At 56.5% G+C, this 25043-nt stretch carries 17 protein-coding genes; 8 read left to right on the plus strand and 9 right to left on the minus strand.

All coding sequences use genetic code 11. The features are described from left to right. The first annotated feature begins 54 nt into the window (after positions 1-54). Positions 55-1569, plus strand: a complete 1515-nt coding sequence (locus QMQ05_RS03125) for an SDR family NAD(P)-dependent oxidoreductase (RefSeq protein WP_345472924.1) — start codon at positions 55-57, stop codon at positions 1567-1569. An 18-nt stretch (positions 1570-1587) separates the two neighbouring features. On the opposite strand, the gene QMQ05_RS03130 is transcribed toward QMQ05_RS03125, so the two are convergent. Further along, positions 1588-4608: an alpha-mannosidase gene (locus QMQ05_RS03130; protein WP_345472926.1), complete on the minus strand. Its 3021-nt coding sequence runs from the start codon at positions 4606-4608 to the stop codon at positions 1588-1590. Between the two features lie 267 nt (positions 4609-4875). On the opposite strand from QMQ05_RS03130, the gene QMQ05_RS03135 reads away from it, so the two are divergent. Beyond that, a complete protein-coding gene (locus tag QMQ05_RS03135) occupies positions 4876-5448 on the plus strand; it encodes a TetR/AcrR family transcriptional regulator (RefSeq protein ID WP_345472928.1) in 573 nt (190 codons plus the stop codon). Positions 5449-5598: 150 nt separating this feature from the next. Here the strand turns inward: QMQ05_RS03135 and QMQ05_RS03140 are convergent, their stop codons facing one another. Next, the gene (locus QMQ05_RS03140; RefSeq protein ID WP_345472930.1) at positions 5599-6936 is read right to left on the minus strand and encodes an MFS transporter; all 1338 of its coding nucleotides are present in this window, start codon (positions 6934-6936) and stop codon (positions 5599-5601) included. Positions 6937-7085: 149 nt separating this feature from the next. Here QMQ05_RS03140 and QMQ05_RS03145 point away from each other — a divergent pair, with 149 nt between their 5' ends. The 4 genes from QMQ05_RS03145 (at position 7086) to QMQ05_RS03160 (ending at position 11969) form a co-directional block, all read left to right on the plus strand. Continuing rightward, positions 7086-7865: a hypothetical protein gene (locus QMQ05_RS03145; RefSeq protein ID WP_345472932.1), complete on the plus strand. Its 780-nt coding sequence runs from the start codon at positions 7086-7088 to the stop codon at positions 7863-7865. 97 nt (positions 7866-7962) lie between these two features. After that, positions 7963-9633 (plus strand): bifunctional phosphoribosylaminoimidazolecarboxamide formyltransferase/IMP cyclohydrolase, encoded by a 1671-nt coding sequence (purH, locus tag QMQ05_RS03150; protein ID WP_345472934.1) that lies wholly within the window; start codon positions 7963-7965, stop codon positions 9631-9633. Positions 9634-9926: 293 nt separating this feature from the next. Beyond that, positions 9927-11147, plus strand: coding sequence for an NRAMP family divalent metal transporter (locus QMQ05_RS03155; protein WP_345472936.1), 1221 nt, complete (start codon positions 9927-9929; stop codon positions 11145-11147). Positions 11148-11159: 12 nt separating this feature from the next. Continuing rightward, positions 11160-11969: a putative hydro-lyase gene (locus QMQ05_RS03160; protein ID WP_345472938.1), complete on the plus strand. Its 810-nt coding sequence runs from the start codon at positions 11160-11162 to the stop codon at positions 11967-11969. A gap of 70 nt (positions 11970-12039) precedes the next feature. On the opposite strand, the gene QMQ05_RS03165 is transcribed toward QMQ05_RS03160, so the two are convergent. From QMQ05_RS03165 to QMQ05_RS03195, 7 genes are all read right to left on the minus strand, one after another. Continuing rightward, positions 12040-13029, minus strand: coding sequence for an adenosine deaminase (locus QMQ05_RS03165; RefSeq protein ID WP_345472940.1), 990 nt, complete (start codon positions 13027-13029; stop codon positions 12040-12042). 385 nt (positions 13030-13414) lie between these two features. Next, a complete protein-coding gene (locus tag QMQ05_RS03170; RefSeq protein WP_345472941.1) occupies positions 13415-14092 on the minus strand; it encodes a GntR family transcriptional regulator in 678 nt (225 codons plus the stop codon). A gap of 52 nt (positions 14093-14144) precedes the next feature. Beyond that, positions 14145-15884: an acetyl/propionyl/methylcrotonyl-CoA carboxylase subunit alpha gene (locus tag QMQ05_RS03175; RefSeq protein ID WP_345472943.1), complete on the minus strand. Its 1740-nt coding sequence runs from the start codon at positions 15882-15884 to the stop codon at positions 14145-14147. 15 nt (positions 15885-15899) lie between these two features. Next, entirely contained in the window at positions 15900-17498 is a 1599-nt protein-coding gene (locus QMQ05_RS03180) for a carboxyltransferase domain-containing protein (RefSeq protein WP_345472945.1), read from the minus strand. After that, positions 17495-18253: a LamB/YcsF family protein gene (locus QMQ05_RS03185; protein ID WP_345472947.1), complete on the minus strand. Its 759-nt coding sequence runs from the start codon at positions 18251-18253 to the stop codon at positions 17495-17497. Before QMQ05_RS03185 ends, QMQ05_RS03180 begins: the two co-directional genes overlap by 4 nt. 109 nt (positions 18254-18362) lie before the next feature. Beyond that, positions 18363-20048 (minus strand): formate--tetrahydrofolate ligase, encoded by a 1686-nt coding sequence (locus QMQ05_RS03190; RefSeq protein ID WP_345472949.1) that lies wholly within the window; start codon positions 20046-20048, stop codon positions 18363-18365. A gap of 159 nt (positions 20049-20207) precedes the next feature. Continuing rightward, on the minus strand, positions 20208-21656 hold the full coding sequence (locus tag QMQ05_RS03195; RefSeq protein WP_345472951.1) for an MDR family MFS transporter: 1449 nt from the start codon (positions 21654-21656) through the stop codon (positions 20208-20210). Positions 21657-21805: 149 nt separating this feature from the next. On the opposite strand from QMQ05_RS03195, the gene QMQ05_RS03200 reads away from it, so the two are divergent. Both QMQ05_RS03200 and QMQ05_RS03205 read left to right on the plus strand, forming a co-directional pair. Further along, positions 21806-22408: a TetR/AcrR family transcriptional regulator gene (locus tag QMQ05_RS03200; protein WP_345472953.1), complete on the plus strand. Its 603-nt coding sequence runs from the start codon at positions 21806-21808 to the stop codon at positions 22406-22408. A gap of 215 nt (positions 22409-22623) precedes the next feature. Then, positions 22624-24846, plus strand: coding sequence for an NADP-dependent isocitrate dehydrogenase (locus QMQ05_RS03205; protein ID WP_345472955.1), 2223 nt, complete (start codon positions 22624-22626; stop codon positions 24844-24846). Positions 24847-25043: the final 197 nt, after the last annotated feature.

Here is a 25043-nt window from a genome sequence, read left to right on the forward strand (position 1 = left end):
CACCTATAAGCAGGCCTCAAAGCAAACCTGCGAGGCCGTAAAATTGGTGGGGAGATGACTGAGCAAACTCCCCGCCCCGAAGCGGCTGAACCCACCGAACTATTTACCGATGCGGAACTAGCGACCGCACTAAAAGTACTCTCGGTGGTGCACCAACTGGATTCCACCGACGAACGCCATATCGCCGTACGTCGTGCCACCAGCAATATGTTCAAAGCAGCCAAGCGCTACCGCAAGTCGCAGAAGCGTGCCGAGATCAGTGCCGCTGACCGTGCGCTCATTGAAAGCACCGCCACCGGATCACCGCAACGCCTGGATGATGAAACCCTGGGCCTTGACCTGAGCACACCAACTCAAGGAGCCAGCGCAGGGGAGTTCCGCAAACCCCGTGGCTGCTACATCTGTAAACAGCGCTACACCACCGTGGATGCCTTCCACCACTACCTCTGCCCTGACTGTGCAGCAGCCGGACGGGAACGACGCGACGCCCGCGCAGACCTAAGCGGCAAGCGCGCACTACTGACCGGTGGACGCGCAAAAATTGGTATGCACATTGCCCTGCGACTCTTACGCGATGGAGCACACACCACCATCACCACCCGCTTCCCCAAGGACGCCGCACGACGCTTTGCCGCCATCGAGGATAGCGACCAATGGCTGCATCGACTGCGCATTGTCGGAATTGACCTGCGCGACCCAGCCCAGGTGATTTCCTTAGCCGACCGCGTGGCCGCCGAAGGACCACTGGATATCCTGATCAACAATGCTGCACAGACCGTACGCCGAACCACCAACTCCTACCAGCACCTGATCGAATCAGAACAGCAACCCCTGGCCCCAGGACTACTCGCCGAAAATGGTGGCCCAGAGCTGTGGGGTGAAGCTAATCCACCAGCTGAGCACCCCAAAGCTTTGGCCAGTGCCTTCCGGCTGGATGACTCCGCGCTCCTGGCCCCTGTCTCGGCAGGCACGTACGATGCACAGCAGTTGGCCGAACTTGCCATGAAAGCCGGCTCGGCCTCTCTGGCACGAATCAGCGAAGGCACCGCCATCGACGCCGGCGGTTTAGTCCCGGACGTGGTCACCGAAAACTCGTGGACCCAGATCCTCGGAGATGTTGACGCCCTAGAAATGCTGGAAGTGCAGTTGTGTAATGTCACCGCGCCCTTCCTCTTGGCATCACGACTGCGCCCAGCGTTGGCTGCGAGCGAGGCGCGGCGCAAGTACATCGTGAATGTCTCTGCGATGGAGGGCCAGTTCTCCCGACGCTATAAGGGCTCGGGCCACCCACACACCAACATGGCTAAGGCCTCGCTGAATATGCTCACCCGAACCAGTGCGCAAGAAATGCTCAGCACGGACCGCATCTTGATGACCGCGGTGGATACCGGGTGGATCACCGATGAACGTCCACACGATTCGAAGGTGCGGATGGTGGCCGAAGGTTGGCACGCACCCTTGGATCTGATCGATGGGGCCGCGAGGGTCTACCAGCCGATTGTTGATGGGGAGCGAGGCATTGACCTCTACGGGTGCTTCCTGAAGGACTACGAACCTTCGCCGTGGTAAACGGCGAAGGCCCGGTAGTTATTTGGCCAGCGTGAAGCGCAGGGTACGCACTTCAAAAGGACCCATCACTAAGGGCAGCGAGCCTTCGGAAAGCTCGAGCTGCCCGTCATCTAGCGGATCCTCCAACAGGCTTGCCGTGCTCACGGAAGACACTGGGATATTAACCTGCAAGCTGCCACGGGCCCGACGACCCAGCGACTCATAAACACGGACCAACAGGTCACCAGAACGGTCAGCAGCCAGCTTCACGCTGGAAATCACCAGACCTTCACCAACAACGCTCGCCAACGGTGCCACAGGGTTGGCACCATTCACCGTGCGCTCGGCACTGTTCAGGAACGCCCCGGCCTCAGTGACCGTGGCAATATCCGCACCCACAACCAGACCATAACGGTGGGTTTGTAGCCCCTGATCTGTTTGTGGATCCGGGAAGCGCGGAGCCCGCAACAACGACAGACGCATGGTCGTGGCGACCTGGGTGTCCTTCACGTCGCGGGTGACATCAAAACCATAGATCGAGTCATTGATCAGCCCGACACCAAAGCCAGGCTCTTGGGCCAAAGCAAAGCGGTGCATGGACGTCTCAAACTTCGCTGCTTCCCAACTGGTATTCACATGGGTCACCCGCTTGTGATAACCAAATTGGGTCTCGGCAATAATGTGTTCGGAACGCACATCCAGCGGGAACGCCACCTTGAGGAACTTCTCGGCCTCATGCCAATCGGTGCTCTGGCTGATCTGTACGATGCGCTCGCCGGGAGCCAGCGATACTTCCTGAACCACCGTGGATTTGGAGAAGCTGCGGCGCACGGTGATGACCTGCCTGCCGTCTGCAGTCGAGGAAAGCTCCAAGGAGTCCAGTTCGCGCAGGTCGGTGACCTGGTTGCGATAGTACTTGTCCACGTCCCAGGCATCCCACATATTCGGGAAGTCCTGGTGCAATTGCAAGAGGTTAGCTTCCTGGCCTGGCGCGATCGCCTCACGCCCACTGGCCAGATCAACGGCCGAAGTAATCAGGCCCTGAGCATTAACCACGACCCGGATAACACCGTTATCAAGAACATAGCCACCGGCAGCACTGGTTGCCTGGACCGAAGCTGCGTCGACCGGTTGCACTTCACCAGCTTCACCGAAGGCCAACGCATTGCGGGTGAAACCAGCAGCGTTGAAGGTAATGGGCGTGGAGCCAACACCTGCGAGGCGCTGCTGGGCAGTACTGATCAGTGCCTCGGCCTGTTCGATGACTTGGGCGTAGCGTGCCACCACTTCACGATGCACCCACGCGATGGACGTGCCGGGCAAGATGTCATGGAATTGGTGGAGCAATACGGTTTCCCAAAGCTCGTCGAGCTGCTCATAAGGGTAGTGAGCCCCGGTGTACGCGGTAGCGGTCGCAGCCCACAACTCGGCCTCCACCAGCAATTGCTCGGTGCGACGGTTACTTTGTTTCGTCTGGTGCTGACTGGTCAGCGTGGCACGGTGCAATTCTAGGTACAGCTCACCGACCCACACAGGTGGTTGCTCAAGTTCTGCCTTGGCGCGCTGGAAGAAGTTGTTGGGGTGTTCCCAACGCACCTGCGCACTACCTTCGAGATTAGCCAGACGCTTAGCCTTGCCGGTCATTTCACGGGTGGTACCGCCACCACCATCACCCCAGCCCACCGGGGCAATGGAGTTATTGGTCAGACGTGCTTCGCGGAACTGGCGTGACGCCTTGGCTACTTCCTCACCGGAGAGTTGCGAATTGTAGGTATCCATTGACGGGAAGTGGCTGAAGATACGAGAGCCATCAATGCCTTCCCAATCAAAAGAGTGATGCGGGAACTTGTTTTGTTGGTTCCAAGAGATTTTCTGGGTGAAGAACCACTCAAATCCAGCTCGACGCATCAGCTGTGGCAGGGCAGGGGAGTAACCGAAAGAGTCGGGCAGCCAGACGCCCTTGGAACTCACGCCGAATTCGTCGCGGAAGAATTTCTGGCCGTAGAGGAACTGGCGGACCAGCGATTCGCCCGAGGGCATCACGGTGTCGGATTCAACCCACATTCCGCCCAGGGGCAGGAAGCGTTCATCGGCAACTGCCTGTTTGACCCGGTCCCACACCTCGGGGCGGTGGGTCTTGAGCCACTTGTACTGCTGGGCGCTGGACATGCCGTAGAGGAACTCGGGTTCATCACCGAGCAGTTCAACCATGGACGAGCAGGTGCGCGAGACTTTGCGGATGGTTTCACGCAATGGCCAGAGCCAGGCCGAATCAATATGTGAGTGGCCGATGGCGGAAATCTGATGGGCGCTGTGTTCTGCTGGGGCGGAAAGGACGCCTGCGAGTTCATCGCGGGCCTGTTGCGCGGTCGCGGTGATGTTTTGCAGGTCCAGGACGTCTAAGGCGTTGTCCATGGCTTGTAAGATCTGCATCTTGCGTGGGCTCTGCGGTAATTGTTCTTGGAGCTCAAGTAAGACTTCGAGATCCAGGGCAAGATCGTGGACCACTGGTTCAAAGACGGCAAGATCCATGCGACGGGTGGTGTAAAGCCTGTTGCTGGACGAGGTGAGGATATCGCCCTGTTCGGTAGGCAGGAATGGGTGGTGGTCCAAGAGCACCGGGTTTGATGCCGCTTCAAGGTAGAGATCGACCAGTTCATCGCCCTTAGCCGCTTCGGCGATCGGTACCCATTGGTTGCGTGGGTTCAGTGCCTTGATGGTGATGCCATCTGGACGATAGATCAGCCCTTCGCACTGGAAACCGGTCATGTTCACGTCAAAACCAAGATCGATGACCGCTTCGACGCGTCGCCCGGCCCAGTGTGCAGGAACTTTGCCCTGCAGGTGGAACCAGGTGGTGCCCCATGCAGCACCCCAGGCGGTGCCTACCTGGGTTGGCGAGTATTCAAGAGCCAGACCTTCGGTGGGGGTGACCGGTTCACTGGGAAGTTCATGCCACGACACATCTAGGGGAGTCGACTCAGAGTAAATCGCGGGGCGAATGCGCTCCTGCAGTACTCGATTGACTCGACCGGTGGTCAGTGAGGTGTCGTCGTGCATTGTTGCCTTTCGAAGGGCGGTCCCCCGAAAACACCGGGGTGGTTCTCTGCCAGAGTACCGAAAATCACTGATGAACAGCTATTTATTCGATTGCTGAAGAAAGTTTTCTGGCAAATGGCTTGAGATAGTGGCCGATGCACAGAGTTTCTGGAAAAATCACTGGAGCTTGGATTCAGCCATTGAGCTATTTTTCCAAGTTCTCTACCCGCCGGTAGAAGATGGCGAACTAGCCGTCTTAGCTTCCGATTGAAAGGCATATAACGTTCTATGCGCTCAGATGCATTGCGACGACGTGAGACGATTCTGTGTACAGCGCGCGAACTCTTCGCACAGCATGGTGCCAACATTGCGATGGATCTTATTGCAGAGCGAAGCAATGTAGGTATCGGAACCCTGTACCGTAACTTCGCTTCCCGCACGGAGCTGGTTGAAGAAGTGACCGTCTCGACCTTGCAAGAAATCTTGAACGCATCAACGGCAGCTGAAGCTCGGTTGAACGAAGACCATGATGCATGGACCGAGTATCTGGAGAACCTCGTCGGTTTAAACATCGGAGCGCTGAGTGAAGCGCTGGGCGCTGCTTTACCCATGACGCTGAGCGATCGGGTGCTGGGCATTCAACGTGAATGTGCCCAAGCGGTGAGCCGAGTTCTCGAATTGGCCAAACTCCACGAACTGGTACGTGAAGACCTGAACGGTGTTGAGCTGGTGACCGCTATTGGAGCTGTCACTCGTCCCTTGCCCCGTGCCTTTAGAGACCAAGCTCCGCATCTTCAATCACGGTTGGTGCAACTGATGCTGGACGGGTTCAAGCCTCATGCCATGGCGGTCAGTGCCTAGTAGTTGCGGTAGTTTGAACGCTCTGTTGGTCTTAAGGTCAGGCGCGTAAAAGGTCAGCAACAATTGAGAGTAATTCAGCCCAGTGTTCACGAAACCAACTACGGCGCTTCTTGGGTCGCGAACGTTTCACAGTTCTTGCCAGAGATTCATCTAGCCCAGTTCCTGACCCTTGGTTTCAGGAGCAAATTTAGCCATGAAGATCATGGCTATGATCACCAGAATCGTAGCCCCGGTAAACAGTGCTGGGAGGCCAACCACTGGCCACAGCGCGGCGAAGAGTAGTGGTCCAAAGCCGGCGGCGAACCGCGACATGGTGGAGGCCCACCCGAATCCGCTGGCGCGTAATTCGGTCGGGTACAACTCTGAGACGTAGGCGTACAACACTGGGATTGCCACCTGAACGATCACGCCGAACACCAAGACCCAGCCCACGGCTGCCGATGGAATCTGCAGATTCAGGGCTACCAGGATCAACACAATTCCTGAAAGTGGGGCGGAAATCGCCAACAGCCATTTGCGTCCAACTCGTTCTACCAATAACGCAGCCAGTACCACTCCCACCAGCCCCATCAAGGCCATGACTGCAGTGGCAAAGAAGGATGCCGATTGGGCCATGCCGGCCTCGGTCAGGATGGATGGGAGCCACGTGAGCGCCAGGTAGTACACCAGCAAGACGGTGACAAATAGCAGCCAGCTTGTCGCGGTGATCTTCCATGAGTAGCGCCCCAGTGCCACCACCTGTTCCCACCAGCGTGCAGGGCGTTCAGCGGTGGGCTGTTCAATGACATAGTCCCGTACCGGGGCACCGGTGCGTTCCACCAGCTGATCTATGACGGCTCGCGCTTCGGTTTCTCGACCCTTGGCCGCTAAATACAAAGGGGACTCGGGAACGTTGCGACGGATTAAAAACACCATCAATGCTGGCAGGATCATCACAGCCAGGATCAGCCGCCAGTTATCGGCTGTGGCCATCACCCAGCCCGAAACGAAGAAGGACAGCGCAGCGCCAACGGGCCACCATCCGTCCATGGCGGTCAGGACCCGGCCACGGAGTTTCGCCGGGGTAAATTCACCGACCAGTGCATAGTCCACCGGAATGCATCCGCCCAAGCCGACACCGGCAAGAAAACGGAAAGCAACAAAGAATCCGAAGTTGGGCGATAGCGCACCCAAAACGGTGAAAACTGCGAACATCAGCAGGGTCAGGCTAAAGGCGTTCTTACGTCCGAAGCGATCGGCAATGCCACCCCAGAGGAAAGCGCCCAGGGCCATGCCGACCAAGTTTGAGGTGCCAAGTAGTGCTGCGGTGGGGCGATCTAGTCCCCATTCTTCGGCGACTAGCGGGATCAAAGCCCCATTGAGGGTCACATCCCAGGCATCAAACATGAACCCCAGTCCACCGATGATGAAGATGGCGCCTTGAACTTTCCACTTAAACGGAAGTTCTTGCACGATGGTCGTGCCCGAGGTCGGGAGTGCAGAAGACACGGTGCGACGCCTTTCTCAGTGCGAGCAAAAATTGTGTGTACCGCGTCGAAGCATAACCGAAAACCCGTCCAAGCCCCCAGCTCTCTACGCTTCTTTGCTTGCCACGTCAAGGCCTGTTGTCTAGGCGAGTCTAGGGGTAATCTCTGGGCATGGGAGTAGATTGGGCCGCTCTCGAAGAGGCGATACGGGTGACCGCCCTTCGGCACGCGGCGGAAGTGATAACAGGACACCCGGACCAAGACTTCTATGCCATTGCCCTGCACGGGGTGAGCACCGAGGAAAGCGAAAGCATCGCCATGCCGTTGCTCGCGTTGAACTCGGTCCAGGCTCTTGAAAGAGACCGTGTGACGGCGTCGCGAGAAGAATTGGTGGAACGTGGCGAAGACGCCGATGAACCAGCCGATTATGAGGACCGTTCCGATGCTCAGTTGGAGGATCCAGTAGAAGCCGAAGATGTCACATTGGAAGAAGACTCTGTTGTGATTTCTGACGCGGAAGATGACGATGAATTCGAGGGTGAGGATCAAGAGTTCGATGATGACGAAGACCTTGATCAGGTTCTTGCTTCACTCGAAGAAGGTTTAGATCAGGACGACTCCGAGAGTTTCTATTCGGATAAGTGGGAACCCAGTGATTGGCACTGGTCATCCATTGATTTATGTGAGGATCCCGCAGCGGGTATCTGGTCTGATGCAATGACTGATTTAGCCTCGCATGAGGGTTGGGAACCGACCATTAGACGCTACTACGGCACGCTGGTGGCCGTGGCTAACTCACTACGAGAAGAGCTGCAACAACGCACTACCGCGGATCTGGTTTGTTATGTGGCCGATGAAGAGCACGCTGAAAAACTCCTCAAGTTATGCCTGACTGACCAGCAACTTTCCAAGTATTTCCCGCAACTGACCGAGTTGGTTGAAGGGGAGTGACACGAACTAAATAATCCAGCAAGCCCTTCGATAGAATGGCTGCGGTGGCCTATGCGCTGCCCGCCCCATTCATTCTCACCGCCGGGAGAAAAATTTCGTGAGTAAGACCGTCCTGGACAAAGTCGCTATCCGCCGCGCACTGATTTCCGTCTACGACAAGACCGGCTTGGAGGAGTTGGCCGCCGGACTGCACGCTGCAGGCGTTCAGCTGGTCTCCACCGGATCCACCGCCAAGAAGATCGCAGCGGCAGGTATCCCTGTGACCGAAGTTGAGCAGGTGACCGGTTCCCCTGAAATGCTTGATGGTCGTGTGAAGACCTTGCACCCACGGATCCACGGTGGCATCCTTGCAGACCGTCGCGTTGCTGAGCACATGGACACCCTGTCCTCCATGGACATCGAGCAGATCGACCTGGTGGTCGTGAACCTGTACCCCTTCGTGCAGACTGTTGCCTCGGGTGCAGCCCAGGATGAAGTGGTTGAGCAGATCGACATTGGCGGTCCAGCCATGGTTCGTTCGGCCGCTAAGAACCATGCTGCAGTCTCCATTGTGGTTGACCCAGCTTTCTACCCACAGGTGATCTCGGCAGCGGCCGACGGTGGCTTCGATCTGAAGACCCGCCAGCGTCTAGCAGCTAAGGCTTACGCACACACCGCAGCCTATGACACGGCAGTTGCTTCGTGGACCGCCAGCCAGTTCCTGGATGAAGATGGCGACGGCGTTATCGACTGGCCAGCCTACGCAGGTGTTGCACTGCAGCGCTCGGCAGTACTGCGCTATGGCGAGAACCCACACCAGCAGGCAGCACTCTACGTGGACGAAGCTGCCCCAGCCGGTATCGCCCAGGCTGATCAGCTGCACGGTAAGCCAATGAGCTACAACAACTACGTTGATGCTGATGCCGCACTGCGCGCAGCCTTTGACTTCGAGAAGCCAGCCGTGGCTGTGGTCAAGCACGCTAACCCATGTGGTGTTGCTGTTGCTTCCGATGATGCAGCTGATCCAATTGCTGATGCACACCGCAAGGCACACGCCACCGACCCAGTGTCCGCTTTTGGTGGCGTGATTGCCGCTAACCGTACGGTGACCAAGGAAATGGCCGAGACCGTCAAAGGTATCTTCACCGAGGTAGTCATTGCCCCTGACTTCGAAGCCGAAGCCGTAGAGATCCTTTCCGCGAAGAAGAACATTCGCTTGCTGGCACTGCCAGAGGGCTACAGCCGGAACAAGAATGAATTCCGTCAGGTTTCCGGTGGCATGCTGGTTCAGGCCGGCGACAAGATTGATGCTGACGGGGACAATCCAGAAAACTGGACCTTGGCCGCCGGTGAGGCAGCCGATGCTGCAACCCTGGCTGATCTTGAATTCGCTTGGAGCGCGGTCCGTGCAGCGAAGTCCAACGCCATCTTGCTGGCCAAGAACGGTGCTGCCACCGGTATTGGTATGGGTCAGGTCAACCGCCTCGACTCCTGCAAGCTAGCTGTTGAGCGTGCCAACACCTTGGGTGTGAAGGTTGACTCCGGTGCAGATGCTGCCGGTGGAGCCGAGAATGCTGACGGCGCTGCTTCCGAGCAGCGTGCAGTGGGCTCCGTGGCTGCTTCGGATGCGTTCTTCCCGTTCGCTGATGGTCTGCAGATCCTGATCGACGCTGGCGTAAAGGCTGTTGTGCAGCCAGGTGGTTCGGTCCGCGATGAGGAAGTTATTGCGGCTGCGAACGAAGCTGGTATCACCATGTACTTCACTGGTGCACGCCACTTCTTCCACTAATAAATAATCGCTTCAAAAAGCCACGATTCACACGATTTCTATCGTGTGAATCGTGGCTTTTGCATTGCGGATTTATCGACGATATCTCAAGTATCAGGCGGGATTTTGTCGAATCACCATTGGAACCGGTAAGGCGCTAATCTGTTTTCAGTAGTCGATGGTAGTGGCGTGAAATCTACGAAACATAAAATTGTTCAACAACATCTTGCCAAGGTTGTTCAACAACCTGTAATGTCGTGTGCGTTACATTGATTCTGTGACGGCTGTCACCACTATCGCATTGGAACGTCACCATGGCACTTCCTGAGTCAAAGACTGAAATGAGCCCCAAGGCTCGGCGCGCGGCCCTGTTAGGGGCCATGTTCCTGATGGCCACCAGCGCCATCGGTCCCGGGTTCATTACCCAGACCACTGAGTTCACCGTACAAATCGGTGCGGCTTTCGCTTTTGCCATTGTCGTTTCGATCCTGGTTGATATCGCAGTACAGCTCAATGTTTGGCGCGTTATCGGTGTCACGGGAATGCGTGCCCAAGAACTAGGAAATAAAGTTCTGCCCGGCGTTGGATGGTTCCTCGCGGTCCTCGTCTTCATCGGCGGCATGGTCTTCAACATCGGCAACATCGCCGGTACCGGACTTGGCGTGAACGCCATGCTCGGTGCGGACGCCAAGATCGGCGGAGCGATCTCCGCCGTGATTGCGATCTTAATCTTCTTGTCCAAGAAAGCCGGAATGGCCCTAGACCGCATTGTGGTCCTGCTTGGTGCCATCATGATCCTGCTGATGCTCTACGTAGCCATCGTCGCAGCACCGCCAGTAGGTGACGCGTTGCGCAATGTTGTCCTGCCCGAGAAGATTGACTTCCTGATCATTACCACCCTGATCGGTGGCACCGTGGGTGGCTACATCACCTACGCTGGCGCACACCGCATGATCGATTCGGGCACCAGCGGCATCGAGCACATCAAATCAATTTCCAACACCTCGGTCTTGGCCATCATTGTCACCGGCGTGATGCGCGTGCTTTTGTTCTTGGCGATCCTCGGCGTTGTGGCCGGCGGCGTAGTTTTGGCCAGTGATAATAAAGCTGCCGAAGCCTTCGGACATGCAGCAGGAGACATTGGAATCCGTGCCTTTGGCATCATTCTCTGGGCTGCTGCATTGACCAGCGTTATCGGTGCCGCCTACACCTCGGTTTCCTTTATCACCAAGCAGACCACCTCTGAACGTACCCGCAATCTCATTACCGTTGCTTTCATCGCGGTCTGCGGTGTTATCTACCTGCTACTCGGCAAGGCACCAGCCACTCTGCTGATTTTCGCTGGCGCATTCAACGGCCTGATTCTGCCAGTTGGCTTCGCGGTCCTGCTGTGGGTAGCTTGGCGTCGACGTGACCTCATGGGCGGTTACAAGTACCCGAAGTTCCTCCTCACTGTCGGTGTACTGGCATGGTTGCTCAGCGTGTTCCTCGGATGGAACTCATTGACCGGTCTCGCTGCACTCTGGCAGGCCTAAGGCGATCAAGAAATGAACAACCTCAAAGATCTGAACCTAGACCAGCGCGCCGCATTATCCCCGAAGGAAGCACGAGAGTACTTCCGTAAAGGCCAGGTGCTTCCAACCGCCGGTATTAGCGCTGGATACGCGCAAGCAAATTTGATGATCGTGCCACAAGAGCTGGCTTTCGACGTCTTGCTATTTGCGCAGCGTAACCCCAAGTCTTGTCCGGTGTTGGGCGTGCTCGAAGCCGGGGAAGTATCCAGTGAGCTATTTGCCGGTGGAGATATCCGAACCGATGTGCCACAGTACATGGTTTACGAAAACGGCGTGAAAGTTGCTGAACCGACTGACCTGAGCGAGTACTGGCGCGATGACCTGGTCACCTTCATCATCGGCTGTTCGTTCACTTTTGAGTCGGCCTTGATCGATAGTGGGATCTCCGTCGCCCACATTGAGCAGGGTGTGAACGTACCCATGTATAAGACGACCCTTAGGTCCAAAACTGCCGGGAAAATGTCTGGACCTATGGTTGTTTCAATGCGACCTATTCCGGCTTCACAAGTTGCTGATGCAGTCCGGATTACCTCCAGATATCCTGCAGTGCACGGAGCACCGGTACATATTGGTAACCCCGAAGAACTAGGCATCACGGATCTTTCAAAACCAGATTTTGGTGATGCCGTTGACATCCAGGAAGGCGCTGTTCCAGTGTTCTGGGCCTGTGGGGTCACACCACAAGCGGCCGTCATGGAGTCGAAGCCAACCTTAGCTATCGGACATGCGCCGGGGCACATGCTGATTACTGATATCAAAGATTCTCAATACCAAGTGCCATAACCAAAAGTACTGCGGTGTTCTTCCGCTTCGGGAAGAACACCGCAGTACTTGTTTAAGACACGATTCTTAGTTAGTGCTGGTTAGCCCAAGCTTCTACTTCGGCCAGACGTTCTTGCTTTGCAGCGTCGTCAATGAATGAAGATTCAAAAGAGTTTCGAGCCAATTGGGTCAGTTGCTCGGTGCTGAAATTGAACGACTCCATGAGGGAAGCAAAGTTGGCATCCATGTAGCCACCGAAGTAGGCGGGATCATCTGAATGGACTGAAACTTTCAGGCCTGCTTCGAGCATGGACGGCAATGGGTGATCTGCCATCGTATCGACAGCGCGCAGACGGATATTTGATAGCGGGCAGACCGTCAGTGGCATCTGTTCTGCAACAAGTCGTTGCACCAGCTTTTCATCATCCAAGCAACGGATGCCATGATCTACTCGTTCAACTTTCAGCAGATCTAGCGCTTGCCAAATGTAGTCAGCTGGACCTTCTTCGCCGGCGTGGGCGACAACATGCAGGCCATTGGCTCGGGCGAGGTCGAATACCTCGATAAAGAGTTCCGGTGGGAAACCTAGCTCGGAGGAATCTAGACCGATACCGTCGATTTCGTGCTTCTCGGTGATCATCAAGCGTAATAGGTCCAATGCCTCGCTCGCTGGGGCATGTCGCCAGAAGCAAGCGATGAGCTTGTGCGAGATTCCCCAGTTTTCTTCGGCTTCGTTCAATGCCTCACGAATTCCGGAAATGACGTCACGCAGGTCCATGCCACGCTCAACATGCGCCTGGGGATCAAAGAACAGCTCAACATGGCGAACACCGCAGTCGTTGGCACGTTGAAGGTAGGCCATGGTGATTTCGTGGAAGTCTTCGCGAGTGCGTAGCACCATCATGTTGGCGTAGAACAGGTCAAGGAAGGACTGTAAGCTACTGAACTCGTACTGTGCTCGAAGCCCGTCAATTGAGCTGTATGGCAGCTCGATGGAGTGCTTGGCAGCCAACGCCATAATCATCTCGGGTTCCAAGGTTCCTTCGAGATGGATATGTAATTCGGCAACGGGCAACTTCACGGGCGGAACCTTTCAGCAACGGCTAGCGGACTCGATCTCACCGGCCCAGGTGGGGACTCGCAAGATTTCCTTAAACCTTACGCTGAGTAACTAAGCACCGGCTGGGCGATAGGCCCATTGTGGAAACGACTATCACGACAATTGCCAGTGGAGCTTAACTTCGTCTGGACTTCGGCGCACGGGTACGTTTGGGAGGCCTCGATGAGGCTAGATACCGCGGAAATCTAGACTTTGAGGCAAGGAAGAACATCCGAAAGGAACTAAACGGGTGAGTAGAAAACGGCGAAGATGAATCAAAGAATTCAAGGTAGTGGATGAGCAGACCGTCGAGCCACTGATGAGACAGAAGTCGCAAGACATCCGTTGTTCAAAGCCGCGGATGCCGTTATTCCGCGGCTGCCTTAATGTGCTCCAACAGCTCAGCCTCCGCGGTATCCAAATAGCCACGCAAGGCAGCGGCTGCTTCATCCCGCTTACCTTCGCTCAGCAACTGAACCAGCTGGGCATTTTGCTCCACATAGTGAGAGTGAAAATCTGGGGCATCACTCATCGCGTGGAAGACCAAGCGCATGCGAGCCAGCACTCGTCCCATAAGTTCTTGAACCAAAGTGCTATCAGAAGAACGAACCAGCTGTTGATGGAACGCCTGATTAGCGCTGGCCATCCGGGGGATATCTGCATCCTCAAGGGCAGCGCGAGCTTCAACGATGATTTTGCCCAGTTCCGCCAGGTCCAGTTCCGGGCCCCAAGCCAAACAAGCAGGCTCAATCGTGCGTCTCACCGCATAAATTTCACGCACATCATCAGCATCCGGTGACGCGACAAAAACCCCACGGTTGGGGATTCTCGTGATGATCAGTTCACTGTCCAACAGGGTGAAGCTTTCGCGCAAGGTATTGCGCGAAAGCCCTAACGACTCCGCTAGGGACTGCTCTGAGAGCTTGTCTCCAGGCAACAGTTCACCTTCGGCAATGCGAGAACGCAAAAGATCCGCAGCCCACACGCTGGTATGCGCATGGGGTGCTCTGCTCGGAAGTGCCGAAAAGCTGCTGCTGGAGTTCATTAGTCCAACTTATCCCAACTCGTTGCCCAAAAAGGAACAGGCGGCCACCGCGTTACTGGATGCTACCCAATGTATCGGAACGACGAACCGTGGCCCCAACCTCAAGTTCTGCCTTCGTGAAAACACCATCGCGATGAGCCACCACAGCAGACTCCATCTTCATGGCTTCAACTACAGCGACAGTCTGTCCCTTGGATACTTGCTCGCCATCTTCAACAGCAAACCGGACAAGGTTGCCATCCATGGGGCTGAGCACCGCAGCCTCATCCGTATCTGCCGCTTCGTCGGCTTGAGCTGAAGTGGCCGCGCCTGCACCCGAGGGGTTGCGCAAAGCATTGGTCAGGGCAGCTGGCAATCCAAGCTGCACGGCCTTGCCATCAAGTTCAATGGTGATGGTTTCCCGACTGGTATCAGGCTGGTCAAGATCAATCTGATCACTGGCCTGAACCTCGTTGAGGAACTCATCTTCAATCCACGTGGTGTAGACCTTCAACTCTTCACCGTTAAAGTCTTCGTTTTCCAGGACCGCACGGTGGAAGGGTAGGACGGTGGGGACACCAGCGATGGTGATTTCGTCCAAGGCCAAGCGTGCACGACGCAGGGCTTGGGCACGGTCAGCCCCGTGCACAATTAGCTTGGCAATCATTGAATCGTAGAACGGCGGGATGACCGAACCGCTTCGAACGCCAGAATCAATACGCACCCCGGCACCGGTAGGAGCCTCGAAGCGTTCTACCGTTCCCGGAGAAGGAAGGAAGCCACGGGCTGGGTCTTCAGCATTGATACGGAATTCAAAGGCGTGCCCCTGCGGTGCTGGGTCTTCTGTCAACGACAGTGGCAGTCCATCTGCGATGCGGAACTGTTCAGCGACCAGATCCACGCCGGCAGTCTCTTCGGTGATCGGGTGTTCCACCTGCAACCGGGTATTGACCTCCAAGAAGGAAATCAGTCCATCCTGGGCCACCAGGTACTCGACGGTGCCAGCCCCCACGTAACCTGCCTCTTTGCAGATTGCCTTGGCCGACTCATGAATGCGGGTCCGCTGTTCATCGCTGAGGAAAGGCGCCGGGGCTTCTTCCACCAGTTTCTGGTGTCGACGCTGCAGAGAGCAATCACGGGTGCCAACAACGATCACGTTGCCGTGGCTATCGGCCAGTACCTGAGCTTCGACGTGTCGTGGCTTGGAGAGGAAACGCTCCACAAAGCATTCACCACGGCCAAAGGCCACGGTGGCTTCACGAGTGGCCGATTCGAAGGCCTCGGTGATCTCATCTAATGAATACGCGATCTTGATGCCTCGGCCGCCACCACCAAAGGCAGCCTTAATGGCGACGGGTACACCGTACTCTTCAGCGAAGGCACGAACCTCGGCAGCATTTTCAGCCGGACCATCGGTGCCCGGAGCCAACGGTGCACCAGCGCGCACCGCAATCTGCCGCGCAGTGACCTTATTACCCAAATCTTCAATGGCCTGCGGCGAAGGGCCAATCCACTTCATGCCCGCATCAATGACCGCCTGGGCGAAGTTGGCGTTCTCCGAGAGGAAACCATAACCCGGGTGAACTGCATCCGCCCCAGAGCGTTGGGCGATCTCAATGATCTTTTCAATATTCAGATAGGTGTCCGCACCGGTGGACCCGTGCAGTGGGTAAGCCTCGTCGGCACGGCGCACATGCAGTGCATCGGCATCCGGGTCAGAGTAAATAGCTACCGAAGAAATGTTTGCATCAGTGGCGGCCCGAGCAATACGGACTGCGATTTCGCCACGGTTGGCGATGAGTACCTTTTTCATGACAATCCTAAGAAGTTACTTGGCCGTCAAAGCGGCGGGGGACTGGAGAACAAAACGGATCCTGCTCCCCGGCGGAAGCTGGGCTGCGACGCTGAGATCTTCAGCGAGAACTGTGGCAATCACCGGATAACCACCGGTGACCGGATGATCCGCAAGGAAGAGTACCGGTAAGCCAGAAGGTGGAACCTGCAAGGAGCCTCTCGCGACGCCCTCACTGGCCAGCTCCCCGGTGAGCACACGTTCTAGTGGTGTTCCCTCGGTTGCTAAGCGGATACCCACACGATTCGACTCACTGGTGACATCCCAGAGCTGACCGGTCAGGTGGTCTAGGCCTTGCTGGCCGAACCATTCGGTGCGCGGACCGGCAATCACCCTGAGCTGATACACGCCGTCATCATCGGGAACCACCAGTGTGCTGGGCTGCGGGTTACCCACAATGTGCCCGATCTTTGGGGATTTGACCGGAATGAAAGACCCCGAGGTCAGCGGATCCGGCCCCACCGAGGATAGGGTATCTGTCGACAGTGAACCCAGTACCGGTGGCAGAGCGATCTCGCCACGAACAGCGAGATAACTGCGCATCCCTTGGCCATCGGGCTCTACACTCAAGCGCTCGCCGTTAAGCAGGGCAAAGGGCGTATTGCTCAGAACCTGTCGGGTGGTGCGCACCGGATCATCCTTGGCCGGGGTAATGAAGAGTTTGGCCTGTGCCCCTGAATGCGCCAGTACTTGGTCTTCACTGGCTTCCAGGGTGATGATACTGCCCAGGTTTTCAATGACCGCGTGGTCTAAAGCATTGCCTACCAATGAATTAGCTTGACGGTATGCTTTTGGATCCGCTGCTCCGGCGGCCCCAACCCCAAGGTTTCCGTAGCCAATGCGTCCGGCATCTTGTAATAGGGATTGCAGGCCAGCATCGATCACTTTGAGGCCGCTGGTTGGTTCAGTGATGCCGGTGTCTACTGGTGCATCGGCTTGCTGACTAACGCTCAGCTTCTGCGTGGTCGCAATGAACTGGACAGTATCCTGTGGGCGGATCAGTGCCGGATTCTCGCGGTCTAGATCCCACATCTGCAGATCGGTGTGGCCAATCAGCTGCCAGCCACCAGGGGACTGGCGGGGATAAACCGCAGAGTAGTCGCCAGCTAATGCCACGGCACCTGAGGGCACCTTGGTTCGTGGGGTATCTCGACGGGGGACGTTCAGTTTCTGGTTCTCGCCCAGTAGGTAGGCGAAGCCTGGGGCGAACCCGCCGAACACTGCTCGCCATGTTTGGGACGTGTGCACGTTGATGACGGCTTCGACGCTTAGCCCGGTGAGCTTTGCTAAGGCCTCTAGGTCTTCACCGTCGTAGTGCACCGGAATTTCCACCAGCTTGCCCGCGCTGCGATCTGCAGAAGCAACTTCGAGATCTGGCAGCGTGGCCATGGCTGCTTTAGCTTCTTGTGATGAGCTGAATTTCAGGAAAACTGTCTGCGCAGCAGCGAGTAGGTCACGTTGACCGGGTAGTGGAGAAGCTTCCAACGCGGCATTGAGCGCCAGCACCGCATCAAGCGAGTCGAGGTCAATGAGCAGATCATGAGAACCGGCCCGGTGTATGGCGCGGATGCTCACGCGAAGCTCCGGATCTGCACTCCGGCGTTTTCTAATCCGCTGCGTACGGCACGAGCCATGGCCACGGCTCCCGCGGTATCTCCGTGTAGGCAGATGCTTTCCGCGGGCATGGTGATGGTGCTGCCATCAACGGCAATGATGGTGCCTTCGGTGGCCAGACGGATCATATTGTTGGTGACTGCCTCGGGATCATGCAGTACCGCATTGGCTTCGCGGCGGGATACCAAGGTGCCCTCGGGAGTGTAGTTGCGGTCGGCAAAGGCTTCGGCGACGGCGCGCAAGCCTGCGGCTTCAGCTTTTTGCAGGGCTACAGATCCTGGAAGAAGCAGAACGGGCAGGTCGGTGCCGAAGGCCTTAATGGCATCGATGACCGCTTGGGCGTGGATCTCGTGGTGCACGATGGTGTTGTACAGGGCCCCGTGGGGCTTGACGTATTTGATTTCGCCGCCGGCACTGCGAGCCAGGGCTTGTAGGGCGCCGAGCTGGTAGAGGACGTCATCGGCGAGTTCGGTGGCTGAGCAGTCGAGGAATCGGCGGCCGAATCCTGCGAGGTCTCGGTAGCCTACGTGGGCGCCGATGGTGACGTTGGCGCTTACGGCGTCACGGCAGGTCTGTGCGATGGTGCTGGGGTCACCGGCGTGGAAACCGCAGGCAATATTGGCAGAAGAGACCGAGGTGAAAATGGCTGCGTCGTCGCCCATTTTCCAGTTGCCGAAAGACTCGCCGACGTCAGAATTTAGGTCTATGAATGGCATTGTGATCCCCGTCTCGTGAACAACTCTTGGTAAAAGAATGCCCTACTTTTGATAATTGTTCAACAATCTGGGGAAGGTTTTCTTAACTTCCGTCACACCATTGCATTGCCTAGGACAGTCCCACTGCCTTTCCAGCCTGATCAACATCCATGCGCAGCGCGGCCGGAACTTGGGGCAAGCCAGGCATGGTGGTCAGCACACCGGTAATGGCAACGATGAAGCCGGCGCCGGTTTTAGGGATCAATTCACGGATCTGTAGCCGGAAGCCAGTAGGAGCACCGAGTGACTGAGGATCATCAGAGAAAGAGTACTGAGTTTTGGCGACGCATACCGGAAGATGATCCCACCCGTTGGAGTGAATCTGTTCCAGCATCCGCAGTGCCTTGGGGGAGTAGTCAACACCTTCACCGCCATAGACATCACGCACCAGAGATAAAAGTTTCTCTTCGATACTTTGCTCAAGGTCGTAGAGGTGAGTGAAGTTGGTGGGGGAATCCAATGCGCGCAATACTGCGGTAGCCAATTCGCCTGCGCCCGCCCCTCCCTGACCCCAGACATCCGCCGTGGCGCACTCAATGCCGTTCTCTGCTGCCCAATCGGTGACAATCTTCAGCTCGTTAGCGGTGTCCAAGGTGAACTGGTTAATGCCGATGACCGGTGGGATGCCAAACTTCTTGATGATCTCCACGTGACGCGCCAGGTTGGGCAGTCCGACCCGCACCGCTTCAAGATTCTCTTCACCCAGATCTTCTAGAGATACCCCACCGTGCATCTTCAGTGCACGAATCGTGGTCGTGATAACCACAGCGTTCGGAGCGCAGTCGGCAAAGCGTGCCTTGATATCCATAAATTTTTCGGCCCCGAGATCCGCACCAAAACCTGCCTCGGTCACCACCACATCTGCTAATGAGCGTGCGGTGTTGGTTGCGATGGCTGAATTGCAGCCGTGGGCAATATTGGCAAAAGGGCCACCATGGATGAAGGCCGGGGTTCCAGCGATGCTCTGGACGAGGTTAGGTTTGATGGCGCCTTTGAGCAACAGGGTCAAGGCTCCCGCCGCGCCTAAATCATCGACCGTCACCGGCTCTTTGGTATACGAGTAGCCGATGGTCATCTTGCCTAGTCGTTTGCGTAGATCCGCTAGGTCCGTGGCAAGACAAAAAACAGCCATGACTTCTGAGGCTGCGGTGATCTCGAATCCGGTCTCGCGGGGCACACCGTCGGTGGGCCCACCCAATCCGATAACCACCGTGCGCAAGGAGCGATCATTCATATCCATGACGCGTTTAAAAGTGATACGCCGTGGATCAATGCCTAGCTTATTTCCGTGGTGCAGATGGTTGTCCACCATCGCCATGAGTAGATTGTTGGCGCTGGTAATGGCGTGAAAATCCCCGGTGAAATGCAGATTGATGTCATCCATGGGCAACACTTGAGATTGGCCACCGCCGGTGGCCCCGCCCTTCATGCCAAAACTGGGGCCAACGGAGGGCTCGCGTAAAGCGATCATGGTTTTTGTGCCACTGGCGGCCAGTGCATCAGCGAGGCCCACCACCATGGTCGTCTTGCCTTCACCGGCGGGAGTGGGCGACATTCCGCTGACCAAAACCACTCGTCCACGCTTAGTGTTCTTGGCTGACAATAGTGCCGGATCCACCTTGGCTTTGTAGCGCCCATAGGGTTCAAGCGCATCCTCGGGGATGCCGGCACTCGCGGCAATCTCAGCAATAGGCTTGAGCACTGTCCGTGCAGCGATCTCTAGATCGCTCAAGTGGGTTCCTGGCGTCGTTGCCATGACTCTTCCTCTCTTCGGATCTTATGAATCCGAGGACGGTAAAGGAAGACCTAGGCATCAGGTGTTCCTCGGCTTGCCTTCAAGCTATCACCAGAAGGGCAAATGCCTAAGAGCAATGGCCGTGGCCATACCCAGAACAGTGCTCAAGCTCGGTGGAACCTAGGAACGTTTCGCGGCAGCTGAACCCTTGATCCCTAACGCAATGAAGACTGCGATGGTGGCCAGTACCGCGCCGATCAAGAACGCGTAGTGAGCGCCGGCAAACTGGGCATTGGTCGCGTCAAGGCCAGCCTCGGCCTTCGAGTTTGCAACCACCGACATCACGGTGACGAAGATGGTGGTGCCGATGGCTCCGCCGAGCTGCTGTCCGGTGTTGAAGATGGCAGAACCGTGTCCAAAGAGCCGCGGATCCACTGAGGCCATGGCCGAAGACATCAACCCGGTCATCAGTAGGGCGAGACCGATGGAGAAGACGATGTGGATGAGCATGAATACCAACAGTCCGGTCTCGGCGTTGACCGTGGTGTACAGCCACTGCCCAGCGGCCAACATGATGGCCCCTGGAATCAGTACCGGACGAGGACCACGCTTGTCGTAGATGCGTCCAAAGATTGGTGAAACGATCGCCTGAGCAACACCACCGGGAAGCAACATAATGCCGATCTTCAGAGAATCGATTCCCTTGCCTGATTCCAAGAGCAACGGAACGATCATGAGTGAGCCAAGCATGGTGCCGAAGGCAATCATGATCATGATGATCGCCAGGGTGAATCCACGGGATTTGAAGGCCGAGAGGTTCAGCAATTCGCGTCCCTGGCCAGAGAGTCGCAGCTGGCGCTTGATGAAAATTGCCAGGGATACCAGGCCAATAACAAAGCTGAGGATAGTTGGGATCGGGTTGGTTGAGGCGTGCTCGATGCTGGAAATTCCGTACACCAAGAATCCAAAAGCCAGTGCGGAAAGCACTACCGAAACACCGTCCACGCGCATCTGGCGTGCGTTGGCTGGGACCTTGAAGAAGATCGCGCCCAAGATCAGCACTGCCACAGCGATGGGGAGCATTAGCGCAAAGATGTAGTGCCATCCCAAAGCGTGGACCACGGCGCCGGAGACCGTTGGGCCAATGGCAGGACCGACACCAATCACGATGGAGTTCAGACCCATGATGGTGCCGCGCTTGTGCGCTGGTACCAAGGTCAGGGTGGTGGTCATAAGCAGCGGCAGGATGATTGCCGTTCCTAGCGCCTGAATGATGCGGGCCAGAAGCAAGAAGATGAAGCTCGGAGCAATCACGGCGATGACCGTGCCCACCAAAAAGCTAATGATCGCGAACATGAACAGCGAGCGATGGTTGAATCGCTGCAGCAAGAATCCGGTGGTTGGAATGACTACCGACATGGTCAGCAAGAAGCCGGTAGTGAGCCACTGGCCAGTTGCGGCAGTGATGTTCATATCGGCCATGATTCCTGGCAATGCCACGGTCAACACGGTCTCGTTCAAGATCATGGTGAAGGCGGCCAAGGCTAGGGCTGCAATGATGCCGGTGAGTTGTTTGGTGCTCAGCTGTGGTGGGGCTAAAGGTTCACCTTTTGCCTGTTCAGAGATCATCGTTTCGCTTTCTGTAGAATGTTCAACAGAAAAATAGTGTCATAGACTGACAGAATTTTTCAAGAGAAAGTGTCAGTGAGTGACACGAATCAACTTTTTGCTCGTCATTGTGAGACGATCACTTGGACGAAATGGCTTAAGGAGGGCGCATGGGAATCCGAGATCAACGCAAGATGGAAACATCTCGAAAGATTCAAGCGGTGGCTTTAGACCTCGTTGAAGAGTTCGGTCTTGAGGCGACCACTGTTGCGCGAATCGCCGAAAAAGTCGGCATTTCGGAGCGCACGTTCTTTCGCTACTTCGACTCCAAAGAAGCGGCCATTGTTCCCGGCCAGGGAGAAATCATTGATGCCTTGACGGGTGTGGAAATTGCTGAGGGAGCCACGCCGGCGGAAATTTTTCAGCAGCTGATCGGTAGCTGCCGGAAACATATTCTCTTTGAGGTTGATGTTGACTCCTCCAGTCGGCTTGCCCGGATCATGATTAACGAGCCAAAGCTTCTGCTGGTCGCTACACGTCGTGAACAAGAGCTGGTGGTTGAGCTCAGCGATTCCTTGCGTGAGCGAGATTTGGTCACCGGGATGCAGGGTGTGTTGATTGCTGAGCTCATCGCATCGATGTGGCGCGTTACCTGGCAGAACTACACGCACGCTAAAGCTGCTGGGAGCAAGTTGACTCCAGCGGACTACTTCGAAATCACGGTCAAGGAAATGACGCAAATTTCTTCGGGGTTCGCTGGCGGTGCGCAGTAACCCACTTCTGGTCATTGAGTTATGGCAGATTAACTTAAATGTGACGAAGTGCTCCCACGCTATTCATCCCGGCTTTTAGCGGAAATTTTGCGTTTCTTCAGCGTGATTCATCTGGCATGAAAGTGTGGTGCAGGGCAAAATCAGGTAGATTTGGAACGTTGAGTTCAGGGCGGTTAACCCCGCTTCCGCACGACGTTCAGGGAGACGCCACACCTATGGCCAAGATTATTTACACCCACACCGACGAAGCGCCAATGTTGGCGACTCACTCGTTCCTGCCAATCGTGGAGGCCTTCGCGTCGACCGCAGGCGTGGAACTTGAGACCCGCGACATCTCGCTTGCAGGCCGCATCATCGCTACCTTCCCGGACTATGTCACCGAAGAACAGCGTATCGGCGATGCTCTGGCCGAACTTGGCGATCTGGCCAAGACCCCAGAAGCTAACATCATCAAGCTGCCAAACATCTCGGCATCCATCCCACAGCTCAAGGCAGCTATCGCTGAACTTCAAGCTGCCGGTTACGCACTGCCTGACTACCCGGACAACCCATCTTCGGATGAAGAAACCGACGTCCGCGCCCGCTACGACAAGATCAAGGGCTCGGCTGTTAACCCAGTACTGCGTGAAGGTAACTCTGACCGCCGCGCACCACTGAGCGTCAAGAACTACGCACGCAAGTACCCACACTCCATGGGTGCATGGTCCGCAGACTCGAAGACCAACGTCGCCACCATGGGCGTTGACGACTTCGCTTCCAACGAGAAGTCCGTAGTCATCGATGCAGACAAGAAGATCTCCATCCGCTTCGTTGGCGAAGACGGCGAAGTTAAGGTTCTGAAGAAGCCATTCGACGTTCTCAAGGACGAAGTCATCGATGGCACCGTACTGCACGTAGCTGCACTTTCTGAGTTCCTGAAGAAGGCTGTAGCCCGCGCCAAGGAAGAGAACGTCCTGTTCTCCGCTCACCTGAAGGCCACCATGATGAAGGTCTCCGACCCAATCATCTTCGGCCACGTGGTCAAGGCATACTTCGCAGAACTGTTCGACACCTACGGCGATGAACTGGCAGCTGCCGGTTTGAACCCAAACAACGGCCTGGCCGCAATCCTGAACGGCCTGGACGAACTGTCTGACGAGGTTCGCGCCGGAGTTGAGAAGCTCATCGCCAAGGGCTTTGAAGACGGCCCACAGGTTGCCATGGTCGATTCCGACAAGGGCATCACCAACCTGCACGTCCCATCGGACGTCATCGTTGACGCCTCCATGCCAGCAATGATCCGCCTGGGCGGCAAGATGTGGGATGCCAAGGGCAACACCGCAGACACCCTGGCAGTGTTGCCAGACTCCTCCTACGCAGGTGTCTACCAGGTTGTTATCGATGACTGCCGTGCCAATGGCGCCTACGACCCAACCACCATGGGTACCGTGCCAAACGTTGGTCTGATGGCTCAGAAGGCTGAAGAGTACGGTTCCCACGACAAGACCTTCGAACTGGCTGCTAACGGTCACGTTCAGATTGTTGATGAGAACGACACCGTACTCATCGAACACCAGGTCTTCGCAGGGGATATCTGGCGCGCTTGCCAGACCAAGGACGTGGCCATTCGCGACTGGGTCAAGCTGGCCGTGAATCGCTCCCGTGCCTCCCAGACCCCTGCGGTGTTCTGGCTGGACCCACAGCGTGCCCACGATGCCGTACTGATCACCAAGGTCACCGAGTACCTCAAGGAACACGATACCGAGGGTTTGACCATCGAGATCCTGTCCCCAGTTGAGGCTACCAAGTACACCATCGACCGCATCCGTAAGGGCGAGGACACCATTTCGGTGACCGGTAACGTACTGCGTGACTACCTCACCGACCTGTTCCCAATCCTGGAACTGGGTACCTCGGCCAAGATGCTCTCCATCGTTCCATTGCTGGCTGGCGGCGGACTGTTCGAGACCGGTGCCGGTGGTTCGGCTCCAAAGCACGTGCAGCAGCTGGTGAACGAAAACCACCTGCGCTGGGATTCCCTGGGTGAGTTCATGGCTCTGGGTGCTTCCTTCGAGCACCTGGCAGAAACTACCGGCAACGCCCGCGCTCAGGTTCTGGCTGACACCCTCGACGCTGCTACCGGCACCTTCCTGATGGAAGACAAGTCGCCAAAGCGTAAGGTTGGCGAGCTGGATAACCGCGGTAGCCACTTCTACCTGGCTAAGTTCTGGGCTGAAGAGCTCTCCAAGCAGGACAAGGACGCAGAACTGGCTGAGGCATTCGCGGCCGTAGCTAAGGCACTGGGCGAGAACGAGGAAGCAATTGTTTCTGAGCTTGCAGCAGTCCAGGGTCAGGCTGTGGATCTGGCCGGTTACTACCGCCCAGACGAAGCCAAGACTTCGGCTGTCATGCGCCCAAGCGCAACCCTGAACAAGGCTCTGGAACTGCTGAGCAAGTAGTTCTTTCGAGCTGAGCAGGCAGGTGCCGTCCCAGTGGGGCGGCACCTGCCTGCTTTAATGGGCGACGCAATTGCTCGTGACTCGCACGCTCCGACACCCGCTGATGAGACCGCGTCGAATGCGCTATCTTGAGTGAAAGCACTCGCGGCCATCGTTCATGAAGATGTCATCGGGGAAACCGTCCAAGCTCCGGCGCC

Origin of the sequence: Glutamicibacter sp. B1 (assembly GCF_039602135.1) — a bacterium.
GTDB lineage: Bacteria > Actinomycetota > Actinomycetes > Actinomycetales > Micrococcaceae > Glutamicibacter > Glutamicibacter ectropisis.

Coding starts and splice junctions, on each gene's coding strand:
- QMQ05_RS03160 (WP_345472938.1), top strand. CDS start 11,160: ATGAACAACCTCAAAGATCTGAACCTAGACCAGCGCGCCGCATTATCC.
- QMQ05_RS03135 (WP_345472928.1), top strand. CDS start 4,876: ATGCGCTCAGATGCATTGCGACGACGTGAGACGATTCTGTGTACAGCG.
- QMQ05_RS03200 (WP_345472953.1), top strand. CDS start 21,806: ATGGGAATCCGAGATCAACGCAAGATGGAAACATCTCGAAAGATTCAA.
- QMQ05_RS03205 (WP_345472955.1), top strand. CDS start 22,624: ATGGCCAAGATTATTTACACCCACACCGACGAAGCGCCAATGTTGGCG.
- QMQ05_RS03190 (WP_345472949.1), bottom strand. CDS start 20,048: ATGGCAACGACGCCAGGAACCCACTTGAGCGATCTAGAGATCGCTGCA.
- QMQ05_RS03195 (WP_345472951.1), bottom strand. CDS start 21,656: ATGATCTCTGAACAGGCAAAAGGTGAACCTTTAGCCCCACCACAGCTG.
- QMQ05_RS03125 (WP_345472924.1), top strand. CDS start 55: ATGACTGAGCAAACTCCCCGCCCCGAAGCGGCTGAACCCACCGAACTA.
- QMQ05_RS03130 (WP_345472926.1), bottom strand. CDS start 4,608: ATGCACGACGACACCTCACTGACCACCGGTCGAGTCAATCGAGTACTG.
- QMQ05_RS03185 (WP_345472947.1), bottom strand. CDS start 18,253: ATGCCATTCATAGACCTAAATTCTGACGTCGGCGAGTCTTTCGGCAAC.
- QMQ05_RS03175 (WP_345472943.1), bottom strand. CDS start 15,884: ATGAAAAAGGTACTCATCGCCAACCGTGGCGAAATCGCAGTCCGTATT.
- QMQ05_RS03155 (WP_345472936.1), top strand. CDS start 9,927: ATGGCACTTCCTGAGTCAAAGACTGAAATGAGCCCCAAGGCTCGGCGC.
- QMQ05_RS03170 (WP_345472941.1), bottom strand. CDS start 14,092: ATGAACTCCAGCAGCAGCTTTTCGGCACTTCCGAGCAGAGCACCCCAT.
- QMQ05_RS03145 (WP_345472932.1), top strand. CDS start 7,086: ATGGGAGTAGATTGGGCCGCTCTCGAAGAGGCGATACGGGTGACCGCC.